This is a genomic window from Mesorhizobium sp. WSM4845 (assembly GCF_055811455.1).
Genome location: NZ_JBVVQA010000003.1, coordinates 82,545 through 107,803, shown reverse-complemented (window position 1 = coordinate 107,803; position 25,259 = coordinate 82,545). Strand labels below are relative to the sequence as shown.

Here is a 25,259-nt window from a genome sequence, read left to right as displayed (position 1 = left end):
CGCCCCGTTCAAAATCTCAGTCGGCGTACTGGCCGGCGGCTTCGATGATCGGCTTCCAGCGCGCGATCTCGCCCTCCAGCTTGGCCTTCAGCGCGGCCGGAGTCGCATCAGCTTCAGGCGATGGCTTGGTGCCGAGTTCGGCGAAGCGGGCGACGACATTCGGGTCCTTCAGCGCGACCTGAAGCGACTTCGACAGGCGTTCGGTGACCTCGGCCGGCGTGCCCTTGGGCGCGTAGAGGCCGTGCCAGATGCCGACCTGCACCTCCGGGAGACCGGCTTCCGTCGTCGTCGGGACGTCCGGCAGAACATCGAGGCGTTCAGCCGAGGTGACGGCGTAGACCTTGATCGTGCCGCCCTGGATCTGCTTGGTGGTGTTGGTCGACTGATCGCACATGATGTCGACCTGGCCGCCGAGAAGGTCGGTCATGGCCGGTCCGGTGCCTTTGTAGGGCACGGTGACCAGCGGCGTGCCGATCGCGCTCATGAACAGCATGCCGCACAGATGCGAGGCCGCGCCTATGCCGGCATTGGCGACGGTGACGGTATCCTTGTTGGCCTTGGCGTAGTCGACCAGCCCCTTCAGGTCGGTCGGCTCGAGGTCCTTGCGGCCGACGACGGTCATCGGCACCTCGGTGACGAGGCCGACATATTCGAAGCTGTTCAGCGTGTCGTATGCGAGCTTTCTGTACAGCGTGGCGCTTGTCGCCATGCCGATATGATGGAGGAGAAGCGTATAGCCGTCGGGCTCGGCGCTCGCGACGCGACCGGCGCCCAGCGTGCCGCCGGCGCCGCCGACATTCTCGACGATGATCTGCTGGCCGAGATCCTTCGACATGGCTTCCGCGACGAGGCGCGTGACCGTGTCGGTCGGGCCGCCGGCCGAAAACGGCACCACCACGGTGATGGTGCGTTCGGGATAGGTTTGCGCGCCCGCGGCGAACGAATACAGCGTGACGGCGGCGGCGGCCAGAGCGGCGGCGAATCTTCTCATCTCAACTTCCTCCCAGGATATGAATTCCCAACCGCCTCCTGGAGTTCTTCTCAACACCGGCTGCGGGTGGACCAATAACTAGCGTAACCTAGCGGCTTGCAATCGGACTCAAGCCGCATGCTGCTATTATACACAAGTCCGCGCAAATGGGTGAAAAGGTGCCGTCAGGCCGGAGGCGGACTGCCGGACGCCCAGCGGTCGAAGATGGCATGTTTAACGAGCACAGGTCGCGGAACCGGCCTGTGGCATTTCCCTCTGGATTATGCGGTGTAAGTGGAGATCGGCTCTCCTGATGTCGACCTGCGAATGGCATGTTCGACGCCGCGAAGCTCGGCCAATCCCTTGAGCCGGCCGATGGCCGGATAGCCGGGCTGCGCCCCGCGCGTCAGGTCATCGAGGATATCCTGGCCATGGTCGGGGCGCATCGGGATGATGGCGTCCGGGCGGCCCTCCACTTTGCGCCGCGCTTCCTCGTGAAGCAGCGCCGCCACCACCGCCACCATGTCGGTGTCGCCGGCAAGGTGCTCGTCCTCGTGGAACGAGCAGGGGGTGCCGGCCGCTTCCTTGCGCACATTGCGCAGATGGGCGAAATGGATTTTTGGCCCCATCCGCTCGATCATGCCGGGCAGATCATTATCGGGTCTTGCGCCGAGCGATCCGGTGCACAGCGTCGCGCCGTTGGCCGGGCTGTCGACTGCGTCCAGAACGTAGCTGTAGTCGGCCTCGGTCGACATGATGCGCGGCAGGCCGAGCAGCGGAAACGGCGGATCATCGGGGTGGCAGCAGAGTCGCAGGCCGAGGCGTTCGGCCGTGGGCACGACCTCCGCCAGGAAATCGACGAAATGCCGGCGCAGGGTTGTTGCGTCGATACGGTCATAGTTTGACAGTTGAGCCGCGAGGCCGTCGAGAGACGTGGCTTCGGTCGAGCCCGGCAGGCCGGAATTGACGCTTCTTGCCAGAATCTTGCGCGCATGGTCATCCATTTGCGCATATCGGCGCGCCGCCTCAGCGGCGATCTCCGGTGTGTAGTCGCCGGGCGCCGCCTGGCGTTTCAGAATATGGATGTCGAATGCGGCGAAGTCGATCAGATCGAAGCGCATGGTGGTGCCGCCATGCGGCAGGCGCCAGGCAAGATCGGTGCGGGTCCAATCGAGCACGGGCATAAAATTGTAGCAGATGACCGAAATGCCGGCTCGCGCCAGGTTTTCCAGCGATGTCCTGTAGTTGGCAAGATGGCTGCGCCATTCGCCGACCTGCGTCTTGATCGATTCGGAAACCGGCAGGCTTTCGACAATCTCCCAGGTCAGTTCGCTTGCGCTTCCATCCGGCAAGGATGCGACTTCGCGCTGACGCCTTTCGATTTCGGCGGGCAGCCAGACGGCGCCGTGAGGAACGTGGTGAAGGGCCGTGACGATGCCTTGCGCCCCGGCTTGACGCGCGTCCGCAATCGTCACCTTGTCGACCGGGCCGAACCAACGCCACACATGTCTCATTCGAACACTCCGTTAAAAAGAATCGCCGTGCGGCCCGCCCGCGCTCCTGCCGCGGTGACCGACCTGCTGCTTTTCTTCATCCGCTGCTATCAGATTCCGGTGTCGGCGCGAATGGCGATAGCGGCTGGCGTCAATCAGCGCCAGCGCGAAATTCCTTGGCTAAAGCGCGTCGCGTCTGCGACGCGCTTTAAGTCTTTGTTTTTGTGCATGTCGTTGACCCAAAACCGCTGCGCACTTTTGGGCGACATGCATTAGAGCAGCGCTTCGTACAGATCGCCGATCTTTTCAACTTCGAAATCCGCCGCCCTGCTTTTCAGGATGGCGGCAGAAGTGGGGTGGTCCAGCATGTCAGCCATCGCCTTTGCCATAGCCGCGGCATCGCCGACCGGCACCAGGACGCCGAAACGACCGTCACCGAGAATCTCGCGCGGACCATGTGGCGCATCTGTGGAGACTACCGGGACGCCCGCAGCCATGGCCTCGACCAGCACATTGCCAAAGCCTTCGCTCGTCGAGGAAAGGACGAACAGATCGGCTGCGGCATAACAGGCGGCTGGGTCGTTGACGTAGCCAGCAAAGAGCACGTCCGCGCCGATACCGGTTTCCTCGGCATAGGCGCGCAATTCGACAGCCAGCGGACCTTCGCCGAAGATGACAAGCCGAGCGCGGCGGCCGGCGCGCAGGATGGCGAAAGCCCGCAGCAAGGTCCGATGGTCCTTGACTGGCACCAGGCGCCCGGCGGTGGCGATGACCGGGCCATCGCCCATCGTCGCCAGCTGTGCCTGCCATGCTTGGGAATCTCGTTCGAGCGCCGCAACCGGCGGCAGCGGATTGTTGATGACGACAATTTTGGATTTAGGAAAGCCGCGGGCCGCAAGGTCGCGGCCGACACCCGCTGAGACGGCGATGGCTTTGGTTGCGCGCGCTGCAACCAGCGCGGAAAGCCAGACCGCTATTCTCGCGCCGAGGCTGCTGGAAGGCAGTGAGGCGGCTGCGTGGAAGCTCGGAAAGAACCGCGCCCGGCTTCGCGCCAGGAGAAGCGCCAGCGCCACGACCAGATTGGCAAATTCCGGGGCGCTGTAGACCGCATGCGGACCAAGGCGGCTGAACAAACCTGCGCTTCGCACGATGGCTTTCAGCGTCTCCCACTTGCCGTAACCTTCGCCCTGGATGGGAAGGTCGAAATCGACCAGATGCACGGCGGGGGAGCGCAGCGCGGCGTTGGGTCCTTGCGCGTTCCAGGTAAAAAGGGTGACATCGTGCCCACGCGATGCCAATTCATTTGCCATGAGGACGAAGACACGCTCGGCGCCGCCGCCCCTGAGACTGGCGATGTGAAAGACAATGCGCTTCGCCATGCCTGGATTCAGGCTCGGCTGACGCCGATGCCTGATCGGTTCGGCGGCTGGCGCATGTCGCGAACGATACCCATGGCAATGGCCAGCAGCATGCCCAGAGCAAAGCCGGCGAAAGCTCCCAGGCCTGCCGTCACAGGGGTGCGGGGCGGCCACGAGCGACCCGGTGGCGGCACGGCGGTGGAAATCACCTGCACATTGGTGGTGTCGATCTGCTCGCGCTCGGTGATTTGGCGCGCGCGAGACAGGAAGCTTTCATAGACCGCCCTTCTCGAGGCGGCGTCGCGTTCAAGCTCACGCAGGGCGACCTGGGACTCGCTGTCGGTGAAAACGTTGTTCTTCAGAGCGTTCATCCTGGCGGTGAGAGAAGCCAACGAGGCGTTGGCCTTGTCCAGGTTGGCTTTTGCCGTGCCGACCGTGCGGGAGAACTCCGCCCTGAGTTGAGAACTGACGGTTTCGAATTCTGTCCTGAGCCGGACGATCGTCGGGTGGCGCGGACCAAAGGTCATGGACTGAGAATCGATCTGCTGCCGCAAGCCATTCGCCTTGTCGCGCAGCACTGAGAGTGCTGCCGAAACCGCGGGGTCAGGATTGGCCCCATTGACACCGGAAGCAACCAAGGCGTCGTAACTTGCCTGCGCCGCGATGACGCGCGATTGCGCCTCGCCAATTTCGCTATTGAGCTGCGTCATCGTCTGCGAACTGACCAGCTGGCCATTGCTGGCCGACAAATTGTGGCTGCGCCTGTAGCTCTCGACCTTCTCTTCGGCTGCCTGCACGTCGCGCTTGAGTTGGCCGAGCCGGCCCTCAAGAGCAGCTGCGGCACGGCCGGCGCCAGCAGCTTCGGCCTTGGCCAGTTCCTCCTGGAAAGCCTTCACGACGGCTTGCGAGATCAGGATCGCCTTTCCGGTGGTTTCTGCCGATACCGCAAGGGTTGTGACGAACGAGGTTTCATCTGCAGCGACGCTGACCCGCTGCGCCAGGCTTTTCTGGGCGACAAGCTTCGGATCGGACTTGCCGCCACTCGCTGCGGCACCAGAGGTGGAAGCGGTCTGGTCCGGATCGAAAAACTCCGGATCGTTGGCGAGACCGAGTTCGTCCACCACACGTGCAAGCACGTTGCCGGAGGTCAAGATGCGCTGCTTGCTGCGCGCGTTCAGTATTTGGCTGTCGACCTGGCCCGGTTGCGAGTAGACATCGTTTTCCACAACCTGCAAATTGGCAGGATTGATGAGGATTTCCGTCGTGACGGTATAACGCTGTTTGCTCAGCAATCCGTAGGCGGCGCCGATGACGCCGCCGGCCACCGCCAGCATCAATGCCAGGACGAGCCCGGCACGCAGCCAGACAAAAAGGCGTCGAAAATCGAGCTCGAGGAAATCGCCGATCTTGTCGAGCGTCACCGTCGGGACAGGCTCGGGCGTGGGCGGAGTGACAGGGGCGGAGGGCCGTGCCATGACCGGAGCATCCTGTTGCAGCCTTGCCCTGCTGGCCCGCCGCGCATTGGCGATCCGCTCGAACGCGCTGACGTCGGAACCCGCTGCAGAGGGAGGGGTTGTGCCGGAAGCGGCGGACATGGTGCTAACTCTGGTTATTCGCTACGCGGACCAGCACTACAGAAAGATCGTTAACATGTCATTTTTCAAGTTGGCATATTTTGCCGAGTCACGCACCGCGCCCGTTCAGCGGTCCGTTGAATGGATCTCGTTGGCCAGAATGCCGTTTGAATACTTTCACTTGGATCGGCCATGAGCTATCCAGCTGCCGTATCGGAACGATCCAGCCAGGCGCGCCGTCAGAACGCGCTGTCGCTTCTGTTTTTCCTGTGCGCTGCGTTGGCGTTCCTGCTCCGCTTCACGGTCTCACCGCAGATCATGAACATGGTCGTCGACTATACCGCCGACGGCGGTTCGTTCTACGAGAAACTGCATGTCGGCACCTATGCTATCTTCCTGCTGCTTCCTATCGTCCTTTTCAGCCGACCATTTCTGCTGCAGGGCGACGAAATTGGAATATTCAAGGCTCTGCTGCTATATTCTGCGGTGATTTTCGCGCTGGTGCCGTATCTGTTCATCACCGGCCGTGCCGGCTCCTCCGGGTTTATCATCGATACCTATCTGGTGGCGGGCGCCGCAGGCCTGTTGATGCTGGCCCTGAACGCGCAAGTGCGGCGTGCCTTGGGCGACCTCGTGCTTGGGATGGTGGTCCTCAGCGCTGTGATGGGCACGATCGAAGCGGTGACTCAACATCGATTTCTGCCCTACGGTCTCAACGAACTGCAATTCAGGCCGATCGGCCTATCGGCGCACCCGCTGGCCCTGGGCGCGCTCTGCGCCACAGTCATCGGGTTCGTACCGCTGACGAACTGGCGCATATGGGTGCGGGTGCTGGCGATCTTCGTATTGCTCGTCGGCTGTGCTGCATCAGGCGCCCGCGCCGCCCTGTTGCTCGCTGCCGCAGAAACCCTCATCCTGCTGATGTTCGTGCCCTGGCCGCGCCTGTCGCTCAAGCATCAGCGGCAGGCCAAGTCTGTCGTGCTGCTGTTCGCCGTGGCGGGCGGCGCAGTGCTGGTGGCCATACTGTTTTCGGGCGGGCTGCTGAACCGATTCGGCAACACGATCTTTGACGAAAACTTCATGGCGCGGGTGACGATCTACCAGGTGTTCGGACTGGTCAGCTGGAAAGACATCCTGTTCGGCATGAACGTCGACGACCTCTTGGCAATCGTCAACGAGAAGTTGCATCTACCCTATATCGAGAGCGCGCCGGTGGTCATCATCATGCTGTTCGGCTTGCCGATAGCCGTGCTCTTCATCGGGCTGGTGTTCTGGTTCATTTTCCGGTTGTTGCGCGGGGCGCCGCTGCCGGCATGGATCGGCACCATGACGTTCCTACTTGCTGCGCTGTCGAACAACGCGCTCTCGTCAAAATCGCCGGAGATCACCATTATCGTGGTGTTGCTGCTTGCCTATAGAAACGATCCGTTTCGAAACCGGCAGGGGAGCATACTGTCGGCCGCGGCGGCATCCGAGCCGACACTGGATCGGCCTGGATAGCGCAGACTGCAGACGCGTCAGCCGGCGCTATCCACAACCTCGAGATTGCCCGCGCGGTTGAGCGTGTGAATGCCCGCGCGGGCCCATGCCGGCCCCGGACCGATCGGCCGGGGCGGCGCAAAACGGACATCTAGTTCGTCAAGCCGGTCCAGCCGCATCAACCCGAGACCGCCGCCATAGGCTCTCGAGCCGTTTTGCACCGGCAGCACCAGGGCGTCACCGTGGCGGATAAAGGCGCCGCCGGGCCGAGCGGCCGAGTGATCGACGGCGATGGGATTGAACGCGTGCGCAACCCACGGCCCGCGCAGCGAGGGCGCGGAATAGACCGCCATCGTGTCCGACGCGCTGCCATAACCGAACCGCTCCGTCCCCAACAGCCAGAAGCGGCCGTCCGATTCGAGCAGCGTGGCGTCATTGAAATCCTTGTCCGTCAACAGCACGGTGTCGCGTACCCAGCGATCTGGAAACTGCGCGGCGCGGTAGAGCACAAGCTCGCGCGCCGCCGCACTTTCAGGAATCATGAAAATCTCGCCGGCCTGTGCGAACACCTGCGGATACGACAGGTGGTGCTTTTCCTCCAGCACCACTCTCGGCACGCCGAAGCTGCCGTCGTCACCCAGTTCGGCGACAGAAATCACGCCGCGACCCGTAGCGTAGGGAAATTCCTCGACAAACAGATAGTGGCGGCCATCCCGCTCGAGGACGAACGGATCGGCATAGAATCGCTGGCCATCGTCCGGCAGGACGGTGAACGGCTTACCGTCGAGCTGCCCGGTTTCGGCGACACCTGGCCCGTCGATCAGCCGATAGGCAACCTGCCAATAGAAGGGACGCCGTCCAAGCCTGAGTTTTTGCACGACGCGATCGAGCAACCCGCGGCAGAAAAAGGGCAGATAGTGCCGGACAAAACCGGCGTTCCTCAGCATCGGCGCCGGACTATCGGCAATTGGCGCAAGTTCGCCCGCGGCAAAACGGGCGACGCTTTGCGCAACCAGCGAGATGGCCCCAGCGAGCAGGTCGTTGCAGCTGCGAGACAGCCAGAGCCGGTCGCCGAGCATCGGTCGGCCCCGGGCGACTGTGACGCCGTCGAGGCGCACGGCAAGTTCGGGCAATCGCCCGCTCGCCAGCGTCTCGGCCACACCGGCAGGGAAGCTGCTGCGCCCGCAAAATTCGAGCGTCAGAACCGGCGTGCCTCGCCGTGCGAAAGTGCCGGTAAGATCGACCACGAGTTCGGCCGGACCAGAACCGCCAGACGGCAACGGCTCGGAGCGGCTTGCCAATGAGGGACCGAAGCGCCGGCTCTCGATCGCCAGCACATTATCCAGGCCGCGTGCGATCGGCGCAGGCGTCGGCGCGCGGCCGCTCGAAACCACGTGACCGCCTGCGCTCAACCGCACCAGAAGCGCATTTTCCCAGCGCCGAGATCCGACCGTGTGGCCGATAATTAAAATATTAGTCAATCGAATATATTCTTTTTCAAGACTACTCTGCCAGGATACCTATCGGTTCAGGCTTTCATAAGAGTTACCGGGGCGAACGTGGGCTTGGCTGTTAATCATATATTAAGATTTAAGGTCACGGAGGCGGCTTCTGCCGCTATTATAGCTCGTGGCGAATAATCGGCAGGTCGCGACGCCTTCTGGCGACCAGGATCAGCAATGAACATCCTTTCACCTCCAAAACTGCCGTCCAGGCAAAAACTGCTGATCGTGTTCGGCACCAGGCCTGAGGCGCTCAAATGCTTTCCGGTGGTGCGTGCCGCGCTTGCCCATCCAGGTTTCATCACCGAGACATGCATCACCGGCCAGCATCGCGAGATGGTCGACCAGGTCATCGAACTGACCGGCCTACCGGTGCATCATGATCTCAACATCATGCAGCCCGGCCAGACATTGTTCGACGTGACCTCGCGCGTGCTGCTGGGCATGGCCGAAGTGCTGGAGCAGGCGAAGCCTGATATCGTCCTCGTGCAAGGCGACACGACCACGGCGATGACTGCGGCTTTGGCTGCCTTCTACAAGCGCATCCCGGTCGCCCATATCGAGGCCGGATTGCGCAGCCACAATATCAACTCTCCGTTTCCAGAGGAACTGAACCGCAAGATTGCCGGCGATATCGCGACCTGGCATTTCGCGCCGACCATCCAGGCGCGCGACAATCTCATCGCCGAAGGAAAGGCTGCGAGCACCATCTTCGTGACCGGCAACACGGTGATAGACACGCTGTTGCATTTTTCCGGCGCGATCGACGCCGACAGTCTGATGAGCGCAAAACTCGCCGCCGGTTTCCCGTTCCTCGATCCGGCCAAGAAAATGGTGCTCGTCACCGGTCATCGTCGTGAGAATTTCGACGGCGGCATCCATCGTATCTGCACGGCGCTGAAGGGGCTGGCAATGCGCGAGGACGTGCAGATCGTCTATCCGGTCCATCCCAACCCCAATGTGCGCTCGGTGGTGAACGCAGAACTGGGCGGCGTGCCGAACATCCACCTGGTCGACCCGCAGGACTATCTGCCGTTCCTGTTCCTCCAAAAGCAGAGCTATCTGGTGCTGACCGATAGCGGCGGCGTGCAGGAAGAAGCGCCTTCGCTCGGCAAGCCGGTGCTGGTGATGCGTGAGAATACCGAGCGGCCCGAGGGGATCGCGGCGGGCACCGCCCGTCTCGTCGGCACCGATATCCAAAAGATCCTGTTGAATGCCAACAGCCTGCTCGACGACCAGGCGGCCTATCGCGGCATGGCGGAACGACACAACCCCTATGGCGATGGCCGGGCCAGTAACCGGATCGTTGAGGAACTGCTGCATCATGGCTGAGATCAAGACCGTTTCCGTTATCGGCATGGGCTATATCGGCCTGCCGACCTGTGCCATCTTCGCCAGTCGCGGGCTCGACGTCATCGGCGTCGACGTCAACGAAGCGGTGGTCGAGAAGGTCAATCGCGGCGAGATCCACATCGTCGAGCCGGACCTCGACGGTCTGATCCAGAAGGTTGTAGCCAACGGCAAGCTCAGGGCTTTCAGCACGCCGCAGCCGGCGGACGCCTTTGTCATCGCCGTGCCGACCCCGATGACCGAGGACCACAAGCCTGACGTGAGCTATGTGCTCGCGGCGGCACGAAGCATCGCCTCGGTGCTGAAGCGGGGAGACCTTGTGGTGCTGGAATCGACATCGCCGGTCGGCACGACGCGCATCATGACCGGACTGCTTGCCGAGTTGCGGCCCGATCTCAAATTTCCTCTCGCGCATGGCGAACAGGCCGATGTCCTGGTCGCCTACTCGCCCGAGCGGGTGTTGCCGGGAAAGGTCCTAACCGAGCTGATCAACAACGATCGCTCGATCGGCGGACTGTCGCGCAAGTCGTCGGAACGCACCGCGGCACTCTATTCAACCTTTGTTGCCGGCGACCTGTTCACGACCCAGGCCGAAAGCGCGGAACTGGTGAAGCTGACCGAAAACGCGTTCCGCGACGTCAACATCGCTTTTGCCAACGAGCTTGCGGCGGTGTGCCAGGATCTGTCGCTCAACGTCTGGGAGGTGATCGATCTCGCCAACCGGCACCCCCGCGTGAACATCCTGCAGCCGAGCCCGGGCGTCGGCGGCCACTGCATTGCCGTCGATCCGTATTTTATCATCGATGCCGCGCCCAACAGCACGCGGCTGATGGCTTCGGCACGCCGGATCAATTCCGAGCGTCCGTTGTCGGTGGTCAGGGATATACAAGCCTTGCTCGACCCATCCCGCAAGCAGACGATCGCTTGCCTTGGCCTCAGCTTCAAACCCAATATCGACGATATGCGCGAGAGCCCGGCTGTCGAGGTGGTGAAGCTTTTGTCGGATATCCCCAACCTGAAGATCATTGCGGCTGAACCCAACGCACGCAGGCTGCCGCATGAGCTCGAGGGCAAGGGCATCGTCTTCACCGATGCGCTTTCCGCCATCGACCAGTGCGATATCGTCGTCCTGCTGGTCGACCATCGGCAGTTCAATCTGGTTGATCCCGAAGCGCTCAAGGACAAGAAGCTCATCGACACCAGGGGTTTGTGGACCTGGCGCAAGGCACGCAAGCCCGACGCCCGCATCGAAGGCAAGAAATCAGCGCTCGAGGCGCTTGCTGCAAGTGCAGAGGAGGCCGCATGAACGCGCACGACCCAGCCTGGGCGCAGCATCGCCTGTTGGCACCGCGGCGCCGGGAATTCCTCGGCGCGCCGATCCATGCGCTGACCATGGCCGAGACACTGGCCATCGCCGATGAGGCGATGACCCTGCGGCGGCCGCTGCATCATGTGGTGGTGAATGTCGCCAAGCTTGTGAACATGCGCAACAATAGCGAGCTGCGGGAGGATGTCGCGACGGCGGATGTGATCAACGTCGACGGCATCGGCGTGCTTTGGGGGGCGCGTCTTTGCGGCGTCGCGCTGCCGGAGCGGGTGGCCGGCGTCGACATCATGATCAATCTGCTGAGCCTCTGCGCGAAGCGTGGCTTCAGGCCCTTCCTCCTGGGCGCCGAACAATCCGTTCTCGATGCCCTTGGAATGCGACTTGCCAAGGATCATCCGGGTCTCGTCGTCGCCGGCATGCGCAATGGCTATTTCAAGCCGGAAGACGAGGCCGGCATCGTCGAGGCGATCAACGCCTCGGGGGCCAACTGCCTGTTGGTGGCGATGCCGACGCCGCGCAAGGAGCGCTTTATCAAGCGCTATCGTGACGAACTCACCCCGAGTTTCGTCATGGGCGTGGGCGGCAGTTTCGATGTCTATGGCGGCAAGGTTGCGCGGGCGCCAAAACTGGTTCAAGCGGCCGGTCTGGAGTGGTTGTTTCGCGTGGCACAGGAGCCGCGACGCTTGTGGCGCCGCTACTATGACACCAACACCGCCTACGCGGCACTGCTGTGCGGGGAGTTATGGGGCCGTCGGGGACGCCGGAAGGTCGATCCATAAATAGCTTTACCAGGGCGCCGACCCTGGGCTGCTGCATCAGTCCGAAGTCGGAGCCGCTTTTTCCTGGACTATGGAACGACAATTCGGCAAATGCCGTTGCGGCCTATGCGAGCCGCAGCCGCGCCCTCAGCTTGGCTACGAATTGCATCGCGGCGGCGGGATAAAACAGCCAGGTCAGCCCGAAGAAAACCACTGCGCCAGCGGCACCGCCGGCAACGAGCGAGAAGATGGCCGGCATATTGCCGAGCAGAGCGCTGGCAAGGCTGGCGGCCAGCCCGGTGCTGAGCGAGATGACGACCGACATGCCGATGTCGCGCCATGGCACCGGCACCGGCGTCAGCCGTTCGCTGATGATGATGCAGGCTAAAAGGCCTGCCAGCGATCCGCCCGCCAGCGCCAAAGCAGCGCCGACCTCCGCCATCGGCGGGATCAACAGCACGGACAATGCGATTGTCGCCACCGAGCCGAAGGAATTGGCGATGATCAGCAGCCATGGCCGCTTGTGCGCGTGCACCACGGTGCCATAGACGAAGCTGGCGAGATTGGCACACAGCACACTGAAGGCGATGATCGGAAAGAGCAGGCCGAAACGGCCGTGATACTCGGCGGGCAGCAGGAGCTGCGTGATATCGCTGCTGAGTGCGACCAGCATCGCTGCAACCGGCAGGCAAAGGCGCATCATCAAGGCCATCAATTGCGACAGCAGCCGGCCCGATGCCGCAGGCCCGTCGTCGTCGAACCGACTGACCACCTCGGGAAAGGCGCCCATGTTGATGGAATTGGCGACCATATCGATCGGCTGGCGGGCCAGTGCATAGGCTGCAGCGAAGATCGCCACTGCGCCGGCATCGTAATAGATCTTGAGGAACACACGCTCGGCGCTGTGCAGGCCGAAGCCCACCAGCGCCATGATGACCAGGGGCACGCCGAGGACGAAGAACTCCTTTTGGGTGAAGCGTGGCGGACCGGCAACGACGCGTCGGGATGCCATGATGCCCGCCACGATGCCGGCGACCAAAACACCAAGGCTCGAGCCGAGCGATACCGTCAGAAAGGAATCTTGAAACATGACGATGGCGCCGATCGGCAGCGCGAGCTGCAGCACGGCGCGCAGGAACTCGAGCATCGAATAGACCGAATGACGCTGCTGCATCTGCAGCACCGTCAACGCGTAGCGGCCGATGGAACCGGCGATCAGGTAGCTGCAGACGGCGATCGCGAACTCGACCCAGCGCTCCGGCACGATCACCGCAGAGGCGATCACGGATATGATCAGCGCCAGCGCCGTGCTGGCAAGCAACACCCGCCCGGCCAGCATCAGGCTGCCGCGGCTGACGTCGCCTTTTCCGCCAAGCCTGAGCAAAGCGATGCGCAGCCAGTTGGTGACCGCAATGTCGGTCATTTCGCCGACGGTCACCACCAGGGTCAGCAGCCCATACTCGGTCTGGTCGATCAATCGCGTCACGATGACCAGCAGGAGCAGCGCGGAAATCCGCGTCAGCAGGATCGCCGGGGCATAGATGAGCGTGGAGCGCAGCAGCAAAGGGTTGTCCCCGGAAAATTCCGCCTCGACTAACCGTCGACCGGCGGAAAATCCAGCGCGACAGCGGCGAAGGGTGAACAGATTCAGTTTGAACTAAAAGATTTGCCGTAAACTTACCGGGAACGTTTGCTTTGTGGTTACGCGGTCCGTGCTATCGAGAATACCATGCTGCAGAGTCTCTTACTCGATCGAAAAATACATGTCCTGGTCGCGACCCCGTCGGGTGTGTCGGGGCAGGGGGGCATCGACCGCATCATGGCGGCGCTCGACCGCGAACTCCAACGGCAGGGAGACGGAAAGATCGAGGCGCGCTTCCTTCCCAGTCGCGGTTCAGGCTCGGTCGCGCTGTCGGTCTTCTACATGATTGGCTTTTGCCTTCGGATGTTGGTCGCGCGTATTGCCGGCCGTGCCGACGTCGTTCACATCAACGTATCGAGCTTTGGCAGTACCTACCGCAAGATGGTCATCGCGAGGTGCGCGCGATTGCTCGGCATCCCCTATGTGTTGCATTTGCATGGAGCTCAATACCAGACGTTCTGGAAGGAAAAGCGCAGCTTCATGAGCCGCCGCATCCGGCATATGTTCGAGCATGCCGATCGGATCGTGGTTCTGGGCCGTATCTGGCGCGACTTCGTCACTGCACGGGCGCCAGGCGCGGCCGCGAACATAGTGATTGTGCCCAATGCTACCGAAGTGCCGTCCCTGGCCCATGTCGGTGGTGGAGATAGCGTTCACATCCTATTCCTGGGCCGTATCGGCGACCGCAAGGGCGTGCCGCAATTGTTGGACGCACTGCATCGCATGAAGCCTGTCAAGCAGTGGCGCGCCACAATCGCCGGCGATGGTGACGTCGAGGCCGTACGGGCAAGATCGGCCGGACTGGGGCTTGCCGGATGTATTGCCTTTCCAGGCTGGGTGGGTCCGAACGAGGTTGCATCACTGATCGCTTCGGCCGACATTCTGGCGCTCCCCTCATTCGCCGAAAACCTCCCGGTCTCGGTCATCGAGGGAATGGCCTCCGGCCTCGCGGTGGTCACCACGCCTGTCGGCGCGGTAGAGGACATCATCGTGCACAAGAAAACCGGGTTGCTGGTGCCGCCCGGCGATGTGGCGGCGCTGACCGAGGCACTGACAGAACTGGTTGACGACACGGCGTTGCGCGCCCGTCTTGGCTCGGCTGCCATGGCGGTGCACCGGGAACGGCTTGAGCTTTCATCGTTTGCGGCATCGATATGCCGTGTGTGGCATGAGGCGGCAAACGGCAGGCCGGAGCAAAATCATGAATTTTCTTGACGTAGCGCGCGGTGCCTATGTGCGAAGCCCGCCAGCGGTCAGGCGGCTGCTGGCGCCCATGCTGGCGCTGGCGCCAACGCGGGTGAAATTTGGTGCGACCTATCGGTCATGGCGGAGCCGGATCGCCATGGCCGCCGAGGATCCTGTCTATGCCGGGCAATTTCATCTGGCCGCGCTGCGCGCGCTGTTGCAGAAAGCCCATGCCGGCAGTCCGTTCTATCGCGAGTCGATCGACCAGGCCCTCGGTCCTGGCTTCGATCTGTCGAGGCTGGGACTTGCCGACCTGCGCCGCCTCCCGGTCCTGTCCAAGGACATCCTGCGGACGGCTGGAACTGCAGCGTTGGCGGTGCCGATTGCCCAACTGGATGAGGCCGCCGGCAACGGCTCCAGCACCGACAAGCCATTTCGCTTCTATCTCGACAAGGATCGGAGCGCCCGCGAGATGGCGTTCGTCTACCACGTCTGGTCGCGGATCGGTTATGATGAAGACACGGCGCGCGTCTGCTTCCGCGGGTTCAGCCTCGATGCCACCGGCAAGCGACTGCATGAATGGGACCCGGCACTTAGCGAGCTAAGGCTCTCTGTCTTTCCAATGACGGTCGACGACGCCGATGCCTATCTCGACCTGATCGACGCACGGGGCATCACGTATTTTTATGGCTATCCCTCGGCCATAGAGCTGTTTTGCCGGCATATGCGCGTGCTTGACCGAGTACCAAAACGGCCCGTCAAGGGCATGATGATGATCTCGGAGACAGTCCATCCCCATCAACGGGAGATCATCCGAAGCGTTCTTGGCAGCGTACCGCTGTCCTGCTTCTATGGACTCAGCGAAAAGGTGCTGTTCGCCGAAGAAACGCCCGGAGCCCCCGGCAGCTACGCGTTCAATCCTCTCTACGGCCTCGCCGAATTGGTCGATGCGGCGGGCGAGCCGGTAACGGAGACAGGCAAGGAGGGAAGGCTCGTCGGCACTGGCTTCCTGTCGACCGGCATGCCTTTCATCCGCTACGATACTGGCGACTCTGCCCGGTTGGTGGAATTGCCGAATGAGGCAAACGGCCAGCGGCTTAGAGTCGAGGCTGTCATGCCGCGCCGAAACGTCGACTATCTGGTGACCGCCGACGGCGGCCGGGTGGTGACGACGCACCTGGTGCCCGACGGTCCCGGATTCTTCGACGGCATAGAGGAGCTGCAATTCTACCAGGACCAGCCCGGCGAGGCATTGATTCGCTATATCCCGACCGCCGGGGCGGCACCTGCCTGCGCCGCGCGACTCGTCGAGACGTTGGTCAACCGCACAAACGGTCGTATCCGGTTTTGCCTGAAAGCGGTGGACCGCATTGCCGCCGGGCGGGGCGGCAAGCGGGCGCTCATCAACCAGCAGCTCGACATGTCGCGTTACTGAGACGCAAGACCCAGCGCTCGCACCAGTCCGGCATCGGCTACGGGCGGTCCGTCGGGGAGGATCAGCGACATCCCATGCGGATTGGCGAATTCCCAGACAGACCAAGGTATCGCGAAGCGTTCCGCCTGCTGGCGCACCGCCTCGAGATAGCGCAGACGGTCAGCGTCGAACGCGCCCATGCGGCCGTCCGCAGACATGAGGATGACGCCGAATTCGCCCATGAACAGCCGCCGGCCTGGAATGCCATGCGCCTCGGCCCAGTCGACCGCTTGACGGAAGCTCGCCTCGAGTTGGCTCGGCCCCCAATTCTGCTCGAAATACCGGGCGATTGCTTCACGCCCCGCGACCATGTTCATCACCTGCTCGACCGGGCTCAAGCCGGCGGCGTCCATCCGGGCCTTAAGGGTTTCGGTCACCTTTTCGGGCGTGCTGCTGTCGGCCGGCCAGGGCAGCCCCGAGGCGAAAGCGCCTGTCCCGTCAGACCGCTGGTGGGTGAAACTGTGCGGCTCGTACATATGGAAGCTGTAGTAGAGGTTCGGATCGTCAAAGCCGGGGGCGAGATTGACCAGTCCGGCAATGCTGCCGCCACAGGCGCCTGTTGCGACGATGGTGAGTTCACTGCTGACTGCGCGAATAGCGCGGACCGTGTCTGCCATGATCCGCTGCCAGTCATCGCTGCCGCTCGAATCACAGGGGTAGTATGCCGGCTCGTTGTAAGGCTCGAGGGCTACCTTGTCGGTGCCAACCCTGGTCAGCATGGCGGCGACCGCCACAACCATTTCGCGATAGCTGGCAACGCCTTCGCTGTCGGCGCCGTCATAGATCATCTCCATGCTGTAGGCCGGAACCTGGGTGACGCCGTGCAGGTCGAAAACCACCTTGAGGCCGGCCGACGTGACCCGCTCGACCGCGGCGGCAAGTATGTCGAGCGCCTGCTGGCGCTTGGCGCCCCGGCTGGCAAGCAGAGGGCCGGGGTCGACACTCAGCCGGACGAAGTCGAAGCCCATCGACCGAATGTGCGTAAACGCGTCGCCGGGCCAATCGGTGAGCGGCCTATGTCCAGCGCGCCACTCCTGCTCGCTGCGATAGGGCGGCCAACGGTAGGATCCATCCTCCTCCACCGGCGACCAGTTGAGCCATTCATGCACGCCAACGCCGCGCTGCAGCGGGATCGGCGCAGCGCTGGCGGCTATCGCCATGCCGAGCATCCACGCTGCAACAAACGCCGTCCTTCTCATCGCCACTCTTCCGTTTCATGGTTGGAGATATTAACCGCAGGATCGGAAAAGAGGATTGCGGTCGCTCGGCTTTTCGACAGCATGGTATACAAGAATCGAAACCCTGGCGGGGCGGTATGAGAATCGGCTGGTACATCAACCGGTTGCGCAGCATGGAGCCGGCTGAGGTGTTGCACCGGCTGGGCGAGCAGCGTCGAAGGATCGCTTCGCGCCGCCGCGACGGCGGCTGGCAGCGTTATGCTTCGCCCCGGTTGCATCCGGTGCTGCGTGGATTGCGCGATGCTGTGCTGGCTGCGACACCGGCACAACGGCAAGCCATAGCGGCGGCGGCGCAAAACACGCTTGGCGGCGAGTTTTCCGCACTTGGGCGGACATGGCCGCGGCGCGATCCCTATCGGCTGTTTCCTCCCGAGCTTTGGCGCCTTGATCCGGTGACCGGCAGGCTTTGGCCGGGTGCCGAGGCCCATACTTTCGATATCGATTTTCGCCATGGCGGCGGCCGCGGCGATGTAAAATACGTGTGGGAGATCAACCGGCTGCAGCGGTTGCCGCCACTGGCCGCCCACCTGCTTCTCGCCGGCGACGACCAGTCCCGGAGGGCCATACAGGCGGCGATCGACAGCTGGCATTCAGCCAACCCGCCGTTTCGGGGGGTTGGCTGGGCCTCCGGCATCGAAGTCGCGCTGCGGGCCATCAGCCTGATTGTCACCATGGACCTCGTCGGCGACCGACTGGGCGCGGCGACACGGCAGCAAGTGGGCGAAATACTGGCGGCAAGCGCCTATTGGCTGCCGCGGTTCCCCTCCCGGTTTTCCTCCGCCAACAATCATCTCGTCGCAGAACTGGCTGGCGAGTATCTGATCGGCCTGGCGTTGGGGGCTGCAGCCGACGCTGCACGCGGCGCCCTCCAGGCTGAGGCGGGCAAGCAGATTCTCGCCGATGGCGCCGGTGCCGAGCAGACCCCGACATACGCGGCCTTCACCGCCGAACTCATCTTGCTGTGCGCCGCTGCGGCACGCCAGGCCGGAACGCCGTTTGCCTCGCCCGTCGAAGCGCGCCTGGCCGCTTTTGCCAATTTCGTCGCCTGGCTGCCACCAGCCGCCGGCTTTGGCGACAATGACGAAGGTCGCGTGCTGACGCTCGGGGACGAGCCGGACTATCTCCGATCCGTCGCCGCCGCCATCCATGGCTTTCTACAGATGCCGGGCAAGGCAGCGGGACCCGACGATTTTCGGGCGCTTGTCTTTGGCACGCCGTTGGAGCCGGCACCGGTGTCGCGTGGGCTGCAAACGTTCACGCAGGGCGGGCTCTCGGTCTGGCGCGGCGAGATGAACGGCCGCAGCATCGATCTGACATTCGACCACGGCCCGCTCGGCTATCTCTCGATAGCGGCTCACGGCCATGCCGACGCGCTGTCGCTCACCTTGTGCATCGATGGCGAGCCGGTGCTGGTCGATCCCGGCACCTGGCTCTACGGTTCGGGAGGCGTCTGGCGCAACTGGTTTCGCTCGACACCGGCGCATAACACGCTGAATATCGAGGGCAAAAGCCAAAGCATCATCGCCGGGATGTTCAACTGGTCGCACAAGGCGATTGCGGAGTTGGTGGAGAGCGAGCCGGGAACGCACTGGAAGCTGCGCGCCCGCCATGACGGGTATAAAAGCCGCTTCGGCGTCGTGCATCAGCGCACCGTGACGCACCGGGCCGACGGCATCGTCGTGAGCGACCAACTGCTCGGCGGCAGGCGTGTGGCCGAGATCGTCTTTCAACTCGCAGCCGGCCTCGGCACTGACCGGGACGAAAATACGGTCACGGTGCAGCGCGGCGATGAGCCGCTGATAGCCATGCGCTTTCCGGACGCTGCGGTCGACATCCGTGCCGGCGGCGACGCACCGGGGCAGGGCGGCTGGGTTTCACCGCGTTTTGGCGTCAGGCAGCCGGCCGAACGCGTCGCCTGGCGTGGCGAAGTGGGCGAAGACGGAATTGAGATACACCTCGCGGCAATCCGCCGGCCGCTATGATAGCGACCGGCGCTGCAGCAGAGCGGCCTCTCCGGTGTTTCGGCCATGTTCGAGATTAATTGCTTTCGAACTTTTAGCGTTTTGTTACGGTTGAACTGCTAGTCTGGCGCAAATCCGGCATGCTTTTGCTTGTTGCAGCCGCAATAGCCATTTGGTTGCCGGCACATGCAGTGGGTTTGGCAAGTTTGTTGCTTCGCAATTCGCCGGACGGCCATTTTACGGCCCAGGAGCCACCGCACCGATGTTTTCTGAATTCGCCGGATTGATTGTGGAAAAGCTTTCGAACGTCGATCTGGTGACGCTCGGCCTCCTGCTTTTCACGGCACTGGGGAGCGCGGTGGTCGCTTACTGGCGGACTGTCGAGCATAAATCCCTCAGGGACTTCTTCGATTTCGCTTTCCCGGCGGAAGTCATCCTGCACCCGTCGGCGCGAGCGGATGTCCTATTTTGGGTCACCAAACGGGCGATAATGCCATTCCTGCTCATCCCTGCCGGCGCCACCTTCGTTGCCGCCGTCGGCTATGGGACGCACCACGCAATCGGCTGGCTGCTTGATATCGAGGCGCCGCTCATCAACGGCCCGGCCGGACCGGTGACGATCGTCATCTTCACCGCAACCATGCTGATCGCCTACGACATTTCGTACTATCTCTACCATGTCGCCCAGCACCACTTCCCGTTCCTGTGGGAATTGCACAAAGTGCATCATTCGGCCGAGGTGATGGTGGGAATCACCAAGGATCGGGTTCATCCGCTGGACGACCTGATGAACCGTATCTGGGATGGCGTCATCCCGGGGATCTGCTTCGGCATCTGGAGCCTGATCGCGCTCGATCCGGTAGAGATCGCCATCTTCGGCACCAACGTCTATGTCATCCGCAACATCCTGATGATGGACTTTGTTCGTCATACCCATTTCAAGATTTCCTTCGGCCCGTTGAACAACGTCATCTTGTGTCCGCACTGGCACCAGGTGCACCACAGCATCGACCCTCGCCACTACGACAAGAATTTTGGCCTGCTGTTTTCGTTCTGGGATCGCCTCTTCGGGACGCAGTTTGTCCCGGATCCGGATGAAGACCTCAAATTTGGCCTGATAGATCGCGATGTGCGCGACTATCAATCGCTCTTTGGGCTTTACGTCCTGCCGCTCAGGAAGATGGGAGGGCATCTTCGCAGACTGTTCCTGAGGCGTCCCGATGCCATCGCACAGGATCGTTCCCCTTCATGAACACCATTGTTTCGATTGACGCCTCGAGCGCAGAGCGCCTGGAAGTTGTCCGTTCGGCGGATCGCCTGGCTGCGATCGAAGCCGATTGGATGAATCTCTGGCATCGCACCGATGGGCTGGTCTTTCAGAGTCATGCCTGGATTTCGGCCTGGTGGAATACCGTAGCTGACCGTGACCAGCGCGCGCTGCGGATCGGCCTGGTCTGGAATGGTGACAAGCTCGTTGCTGTCCTTCCCATGGCGATCGGCAAGCGCAAAGGCCTGCGGTTTCTCGAATGGGCGGCCAACAGTTATACCGATTACGGCGATATTCTTGTTGCTCCGGAATGCTCGTTATCGGCCCTGCAGGACGTATGGGCCCGGATCTGTGATGCCGGTGGCTTCGACATTGCCTTTCTCAATCGTCTCTTGCCGGGTGCGGCGGTCCGCAAAATGCACACTCCGGACACCTCCAGCGGGATTAGGCTTCGCCCCAATCACAGGGAGGAAGTCAGTTATCGCGTCGCCGGACAGTGGGCGAGCGGAGGAGCGTGGTTCGCGGAGCAGTCGAAAAAAACACGGCAGAATTATCGGCGCGGCGTCAAGACGTTGGAAGAAGCCGGCGAAATGAAATTTCGCCTGCTTGCACCAGACGAGCCACTGCAGCCGGTACTCGACCGGCTCTCTGCCCTGAAGCGCAGATGGCTGGTCGAGCGCAAGCGTGAATCGCAACTTTTCGAAGAGGGAGCGCCGGTACTGGCCGCACTCGTTGACGCGCTGGCGCGTGCCGGCGTGCTGCACATTTTCGTACTTGAATGCGATGGCGCAATGGTCGCGATTTCCATCAACTTCGTCCAGCACCACACCATGATGGCGTTCGTGACCACTTTCGATCCGGATTTCAGCCGGGCGTCGCCGGGCATGATCCTGATGATGGACTACATACAGTGGTCGTTCGATCACGGCTTGAGCACGGTCGATTTCCTGTGCGGTGCAGAGGCGTTCAAGCATAAATTCGCAACGCAGGGCGTTGTCCTGCAATCCGTCCTTGGGACGCGCACGGCGCAAGGCTCGCTCGCTTCCCTTGCCGATCGTATGCGTCAAAGGGTCCGGCACGCACGGGGGCGCGGATTGGCAACGACAGCTTGATTTTCGGCTTTGATCGGCGCCGGAACGCCCTGTCCGACCGGCAATGGCAAGCGGTGCCATATCGCTTCCGGGCCGCCGGCAGCACGAACTGCTCAAAGTGCCGATTGCGTCTGAGCTGGAACGACCCGCCAGATCTTGTTGCCGACATCATCCGCCACCAGCAGGGCGCCGCGCCGGTCTATCGCCACGCCCACGGGACGGCCAAAAGCCTTGTCGTCCTCGCTCAGGAAGCCGGTGAGGATGTCCTGGGGCGGGCCGGAGGGCCTGCCGCCTGAAAACGGCACGAAAATCACCTTGTAGCCGCTGTGCGGCCTGCGGTTCCACGAGCCATGCTGCCCGACGAAAGCGCCATTCCTGTATTGAGGACCGAACAGGTCGCCTGTGTTGAAGGTCAGTCCCAATGAAGCCGTGTGCGCCCCGAGCGCATAGTCCGGCTTGATCGCCTGGGCGACGAGGTCGGGCCGCTGCGGCTTGACGCGATTATCGACGTGCTGGCCAAAATAGCTGTAAGGCCAGCCATAGAAGCCGCCATCCTTCACCGAAGTCATGTAGTCCGGCACCAGATCGCTGCCGATCTCGTCGCGCTCGTTGACGACGACCCAGAGCTCACCGCTTTCCGGGTTCCACGACAGGCCGTTCGGATTGCGCAGGCCGGAGGCGAAGAGACGCGTCTGTCTCGAGGTGAGATCGATCTCCAGCACGGCGGCTCGGTTCTCTTCTTCCTCCAGGCCGTTCTCGCCGACATTGGAATTGGATCCGACCGTCGCATAGAGCTTCGTCCCGTCCTGCGAGGCGGTCACGTCCTTGGTCCAGTGGTGGTTCCTCCCCGCGGGCAGATCGACGATCTTCTCCGCTGGTGCGGTGATCTCGGTCGCACCCTCCTGGTAGGGAAAGGCCACAATTGCATTGGCGTTGGCGACGTAGAGCTTGCCGTTGAGCAGGGTCATGCCGAATGGCGAGAACAGCCCGGTGAGAAAGGCGGTTCTGGTTTCTGCCACCCCGTCGCCGTCCTGATCGCGCAGCAGCGTGATGCGATTGGCGCTATGCGTCCCCGCGCCGGCCTGGCTCTGGAAGAAATTGACGAAGAAGCGCCGTATGCTGAAGCCCTCCTCCGGCCTGGGCGGCGCATTGCTCTCGGCCACCAGCACGTCGCCGTTTGGCAACACATACAGCCAGCGCGGATGGTCGAGCCCGCGGGCATATTCGTTGACTGCAAATCCCTGGGCCGCTGTCGGCTTGGTGCCCTGCGGCCATGGCATGGCCTTGGCGACATGGACGGTCGGCAGCCAGGTCGGATTGGGCTCCGGCAGGGTCGGGTTGGGGCCATAGGTCTCCGCGATCGGAACGGTCGCCTGTTCGCGCGACAGGAAGAAGATCGCTCCTGCGGCGATTACGAGAACAATGATCAGCATGAGAAGGGCGGTAGCCAAGTTTTTCACCAGAACCTCGAAAAACGTCGAAAGGACGCAAACGCGCTTATCGCGTTGCGGTTGCCGACGCAGCGGCCGATCGGGAGAAGTAGGCCGCAAGCGCGCGGACGTCGTCGTCCGTCAGACCCTTCGCGGCATTTGCCATGAGATGGCCGAAGCGCGTTCCGCCACGCTTTCCCGCCCTGAACAACCCAAGCTGCGTCTCGATGTAGGGCGCCGGCTGGCCGGCGATCGAGGGATAGAGCGGGCTGCGGTCCTGTCTGCCGTGACAGCCGAGACAGGCGGGCACATTGGCCTGCCTGACGCCGCTCTCGGCAATTTCCTTGCCGCGCCGGACAAGTGCTGGATCGCCGCCGCCGCCGGGGTGCATCGCCGGCAGGGCAGCGAAATGCTTGGCCAGGTCCGGCCAGAGTTGAGGCCCTGCCGCAATGGCGGGCAGGCTCATCAACCCGCTTGCCCGGCCTTCCTCGGCATAGGCACGCAGGCTTTCAAGCAGATACGCCTCGCTCTGCCCGGCCAGAACGGGTATCGCAGGACCGCGTCCAAAACCGTCCTCGCCGTGGCAGCGGGCGCAATCCGCCAACGCTTGCGGCAGGGTTCCGGCAGCGTCTGCAGGAGGCGCAGGCCTTTCGCCATAGGCGAGATCACGATAGCTGGCTTCGTCCATCGACGGCAGTTCGCGCAGCAAGGCGACCATCGCCCAGACCTCGTCGTCGCGTTCCTGCGTCGGCCAGGCCGGCATGCCGGTGAAACGCACGCCGTGCTTGACGATACGAAAAAGCTCCGCGTCCGACCATTCGCCGACGGCCCCGGCAAGGTCAGGCGGCTGCGGCAGCATTCTCATGACGACAGGAGATCGCGGCTCGCCCGGCGCGCCGTGACAGATGGCGCAGCCGCGTGCGAAATGCCCGGCGGCCGGCTGAATCGCATGGCGCGGCAGAGCCTCTGGAACGTCGACCGCCAGGGCATAGGTGCGCACAGCCGATCGCATGGCGAAATGGAGGAACCATTCCGTGATCTTCCAGTGGCCGCTCGAGGCACCGACATTGAAAAAGCCGATCCAGGCCGCCAGCACCACGACGAAGGGCAGAATGGCAAGCGCTATGGCGAGCTTCTTCCAGCTGATATGCATCAGACCGTCTTCCGCGGTGGTGTGGCGAGGATGCGCGCGAAAAGCGTCACGCCGCCGGCCAGGTAGACCGCGGCGCCGACCAGAAGCATGATGACGCCGCCAAGTTCCTGATCCTGCTGGGCGGAAAGCGCGATGCCGAAGCAGCTTGTCTCGCCGGTCCCATAAAGCGGCCGCGGGGTCAGCGCCAGCAGCGCGCCGAGCAAGGTCATGTGGATGGACGTCAGAAGCAGGGCGAAGGCGCCGGCGGCATAGCCTGTGGTGTCCGAGCCGCGGCGCGGCAGGCAGGCCAGCCACAGGAACAGCCCGGCGGCAAGGAACGTGACCTGCTCGACAGCGGTGACAAACAGCGAGCTTTGCGCCAGAGCCCGCAAGGCCGGTGCGTGCCAGGACCAGACGACGATGAGTTCGACGAGGGAGGCGGGGAGGGCGAGGGTGAACGCCCGGCTCGCACCTGGTGTCGGGCCGAGCGGGACCCCAATCGCCATCAGCGGCGCGGCGATCGCCACCACTCCCATATGCGCCAGCATGTGCGCCGAAAACGAATCCCGCAAGCCATCGAGCAGCGGCCCGAGCCAGACCAGGGCAAGGACGAGGATGCCGAGGATGAGGCAGGCGCGTCTCACCGGATACACTCCGTCAGGAACAATGCAGGCATCGCGGTGAAGATCACGGCGATGAAGCTGAGACCCGAGAGCAGCAGCGTCGCAAAGCCCTGGAACAGGGTCCGGTCGCGTCTCGTCGGATCGTCGTGCGGCGGATCGTCTGTGCCGAACCCCCATTGCCGCCAGGCGAGCCATGCTGACAGCGCGATCAGCGAGAGGGCGATCACGGTGGCGGCGGCGATGCCGGCGCGCACAGCGCTGAAACTCAGCCCGACAAGCTCGGGCTTGGCGCAATAGATCGCCGCGCCGATGTAGCAAACAAGGAAATGCGCAGCCCACACCACCGGCGCAGTGAACAGCGTCCACAGTGTCTCGATCTGTTTTGGGACAAGCCACATCGGCGCC

22 protein-coding genes are annotated in these 25,259 nt (G+C 62.8%); 11 read left to right on the top strand and 11 right to left on the bottom strand.

Features of this window, described 5'->3' with window-relative positions:
* Positions 1-16: 16 nt before the first annotated feature.
* Both AC0L2C_RS04735 and uxuA read right to left on the bottom strand, forming a co-directional pair.
* The gene (locus AC0L2C_RS04735; protein ID WP_128246209.1) at positions 17-991 is read right to left on the bottom strand and encodes a tripartite tricarboxylate transporter substrate-binding protein; all 975 of its coding nucleotides are present in this window, start codon (positions 989-991) and stop codon (positions 17-19) included.
* Positions 992-1,251: 260 nt separating this feature from the next.
* Positions 1,252-2,484, bottom strand: coding sequence for a mannonate dehydratase (gene uxuA, locus AC0L2C_RS04730; protein WP_473522837.1), 1,233 nt, complete (start codon positions 2,482-2,484; stop codon positions 1,252-1,254).
* Between uxuA and AC0L2C_RS04725 the strand changes: the two genes are divergently transcribed.
* Positions 2,476-2,739, top strand: a complete 264-nt coding sequence (locus AC0L2C_RS04725; protein ID WP_473522836.1) for a hypothetical protein — start codon at positions 2,476-2,478, stop codon at positions 2,737-2,739. The genes uxuA and AC0L2C_RS04725 overlap by 9 nt on opposite strands.
* Here the strand turns inward: AC0L2C_RS04725 and AC0L2C_RS04720 are convergent.
* Both AC0L2C_RS04720 and AC0L2C_RS04715 read right to left on the bottom strand, forming a co-directional pair.
* The gene (locus AC0L2C_RS04720; RefSeq protein ID WP_287062147.1) at positions 2,736-3,842 is read right to left on the bottom strand and encodes a glycosyltransferase; all 1,107 of its coding nucleotides are present in this window, start codon (positions 3,840-3,842) and stop codon (positions 2,736-2,738) included. The genes AC0L2C_RS04725 and AC0L2C_RS04720 overlap by 4 nt on opposite strands.
* Positions 3,843-3,850: 8 nt before the next feature.
* Entirely contained in the window at positions 3,851-5,296 is a 1,446-nt protein-coding gene (locus tag AC0L2C_RS04715; protein ID WP_473522835.1) for a GumC family protein, read from the bottom strand.
* Between AC0L2C_RS04715 and AC0L2C_RS04710 the strand changes: the two genes are divergently transcribed.
* Together AC0L2C_RS04710 and AC0L2C_RS04705 are read left to right on the top strand one after the other, a co-directional pair.
* Positions 5,295-5,591: a hypothetical protein gene (locus AC0L2C_RS04710; RefSeq protein WP_473522834.1), complete on the top strand. Its 297-nt coding sequence runs from the start codon at positions 5,295-5,297 to the stop codon at positions 5,589-5,591. The two genes, AC0L2C_RS04715 and AC0L2C_RS04710, sit on opposite strands and share 2 nt — an antisense overlap.
* Complete coding sequence (locus AC0L2C_RS04705; RefSeq protein ID WP_473522833.1) at positions 5,588-6,895, top strand: VpsF family polysaccharide biosynthesis protein; 1,308 nt, start codon at positions 5,588-5,590, stop codon at positions 6,893-6,895. Before AC0L2C_RS04710 ends, AC0L2C_RS04705 begins: the two co-directional genes overlap by 4 nt.
* A gap of 17 nt (positions 6,896-6,912) precedes the next feature.
* Here AC0L2C_RS04705 and AC0L2C_RS04700 read toward each other — a convergent pair whose 3' ends face one another.
* Positions 6,913-8,355: a glucosamine inositolphosphorylceramide transferase family protein gene (locus AC0L2C_RS04700; protein WP_473522832.1), complete on the bottom strand. Its 1,443-nt coding sequence runs from the start codon at positions 8,353-8,355 to the stop codon at positions 6,913-6,915.
* A gap of 198 nt (positions 8,356-8,553) precedes the next feature.
* Here AC0L2C_RS04700 and wecB point away from each other — a divergent pair, with 198 nt between their 5' ends.
* The 3 genes from wecB to AC0L2C_RS04685 are packed head-to-tail and all read left to right on the top strand — an operon-like array spanning position 8,554 to position 11,832.
* Complete coding sequence (wecB, locus tag AC0L2C_RS04695) at positions 8,554-9,708, top strand: non-hydrolyzing UDP-N-acetylglucosamine 2-epimerase (RefSeq protein WP_473522831.1); 1,155 nt, start codon at positions 8,554-8,556, stop codon at positions 9,706-9,708.
* Positions 9,701-11,032: a UDP-N-acetyl-D-mannosamine dehydrogenase gene (gene wecC, locus AC0L2C_RS04690; RefSeq protein WP_128173288.1), complete on the top strand. Its 1,332-nt coding sequence runs from the start codon at positions 9,701-9,703 to the stop codon at positions 11,030-11,032. Before wecB ends, wecC begins: the two co-directional genes overlap by 8 nt.
* Positions 11,029-11,832: a WecB/TagA/CpsF family glycosyltransferase gene (locus AC0L2C_RS04685; protein WP_473522830.1), complete on the top strand. Its 804-nt coding sequence runs from the start codon at positions 11,029-11,031 to the stop codon at positions 11,830-11,832. Before wecC ends, AC0L2C_RS04685 begins: the two co-directional genes overlap by 4 nt.
* Before the next feature lie 103 nt (positions 11,833-11,935).
* Here AC0L2C_RS04685 and AC0L2C_RS04680 read toward each other — a convergent pair whose 3' ends face one another.
* Complete coding sequence (locus AC0L2C_RS04680; RefSeq protein ID WP_023797777.1) at positions 11,936-13,375, bottom strand: lipopolysaccharide biosynthesis protein; 1,440 nt, start codon at positions 13,373-13,375, stop codon at positions 11,936-11,938.
* A gap of 165 nt (positions 13,376-13,540) precedes the next feature.
* On the opposite strand from AC0L2C_RS04680, the gene AC0L2C_RS04675 reads away from it, so the two are divergent.
* Positions 13,541-14,668, top strand: coding sequence for a glycosyltransferase family 4 protein (locus AC0L2C_RS04675; protein WP_473522829.1), 1,128 nt, complete (start codon positions 13,541-13,543; stop codon positions 14,666-14,668).
* The gene (locus AC0L2C_RS04670; protein ID WP_473522828.1) at positions 14,655-16,073 is read left to right on the top strand and encodes a phenylacetate--CoA ligase family protein; all 1,419 of its coding nucleotides are present in this window, start codon (positions 14,655-14,657) and stop codon (positions 16,071-16,073) included. The genes AC0L2C_RS04675 and AC0L2C_RS04670 overlap by 14 nt, the downstream gene beginning before the upstream one ends.
* Here AC0L2C_RS04670 and AC0L2C_RS04665 read toward each other — a convergent pair.
* The gene (locus tag AC0L2C_RS04665) at positions 16,067-17,311 is read right to left on the bottom strand and encodes a glycoside hydrolase family 5 protein (protein WP_031254412.1); all 1,245 of its coding nucleotides are present in this window, start codon (positions 17,309-17,311) and stop codon (positions 16,067-16,069) included. The genes AC0L2C_RS04670 and AC0L2C_RS04665 overlap by 7 nt on opposite strands.
* Before the next feature lie 116 nt (positions 17,312-17,427).
* Here AC0L2C_RS04665 and AC0L2C_RS04660 point away from each other — a divergent pair, with 116 nt between their 5' ends.
* The 3 genes from AC0L2C_RS04660 to AC0L2C_RS04650 all read left to right on the top strand — a co-directional run bounded on the left by AC0L2C_RS04660 (position 17,428) and on the right by AC0L2C_RS04650 (position 21,690).
* A complete protein-coding gene (locus AC0L2C_RS04660; protein ID WP_473522827.1) occupies positions 17,428-19,332 on the top strand; it encodes a heparinase II/III family protein in 1,905 nt (634 codons plus the stop codon).
* Positions 19,333-19,573: 241 nt separating this feature from the next.
* The gene (locus tag AC0L2C_RS04655; RefSeq protein WP_287342133.1) at positions 19,574-20,563 is read left to right on the top strand and encodes a sterol desaturase family protein; all 990 of its coding nucleotides are present in this window, start codon (positions 19,574-19,576) and stop codon (positions 20,561-20,563) included.
* Positions 20,560-21,690, top strand: a complete 1,131-nt coding sequence (locus AC0L2C_RS04650) for a GNAT family N-acetyltransferase (RefSeq protein ID WP_473522826.1) — start codon at positions 20,560-20,562, stop codon at positions 21,688-21,690. The genes AC0L2C_RS04655 and AC0L2C_RS04650 overlap by 4 nt, the downstream gene beginning before the upstream one ends.
* A gap of 92 nt (positions 21,691-21,782) precedes the next feature.
* Here the strand turns inward: AC0L2C_RS04650 and AC0L2C_RS04645 are convergent, their stop codons facing one another.
* From AC0L2C_RS04645 to AC0L2C_RS04630, 4 genes are all read right to left on the bottom strand, one after another.
* Complete coding sequence (locus AC0L2C_RS04645) at positions 21,783-23,102, bottom strand: PQQ-dependent sugar dehydrogenase (protein WP_287171337.1); 1,320 nt, start codon at positions 23,100-23,102, stop codon at positions 21,783-21,785.
* 64 nt (positions 23,103-23,166) lie between these two features.
* Positions 23,167-24,252: a c-type cytochrome gene (locus AC0L2C_RS04640; RefSeq protein WP_287171166.1), complete on the bottom strand. Its 1,086-nt coding sequence runs from the start codon at positions 24,250-24,252 to the stop codon at positions 23,167-23,169.
* Positions 24,252-24,875 (bottom strand): cytochrome c oxidase assembly protein, encoded by a 624-nt coding sequence (locus tag AC0L2C_RS04635; RefSeq protein WP_023797787.1) that lies wholly within the window; start codon positions 24,873-24,875, stop codon positions 24,252-24,254. The genes AC0L2C_RS04640 and AC0L2C_RS04635 overlap by 1 nt, the downstream gene beginning before the upstream one ends.
* Positions 24,872-25,252, bottom strand: coding sequence for a hypothetical protein (locus AC0L2C_RS04630; RefSeq protein ID WP_128166553.1), 381 nt, complete (start codon positions 25,250-25,252; stop codon positions 24,872-24,874). The genes AC0L2C_RS04635 and AC0L2C_RS04630 overlap by 4 nt, the downstream gene beginning before the upstream one ends.
* Positions 25,253-25,259: the final 7 nt, after the last annotated feature.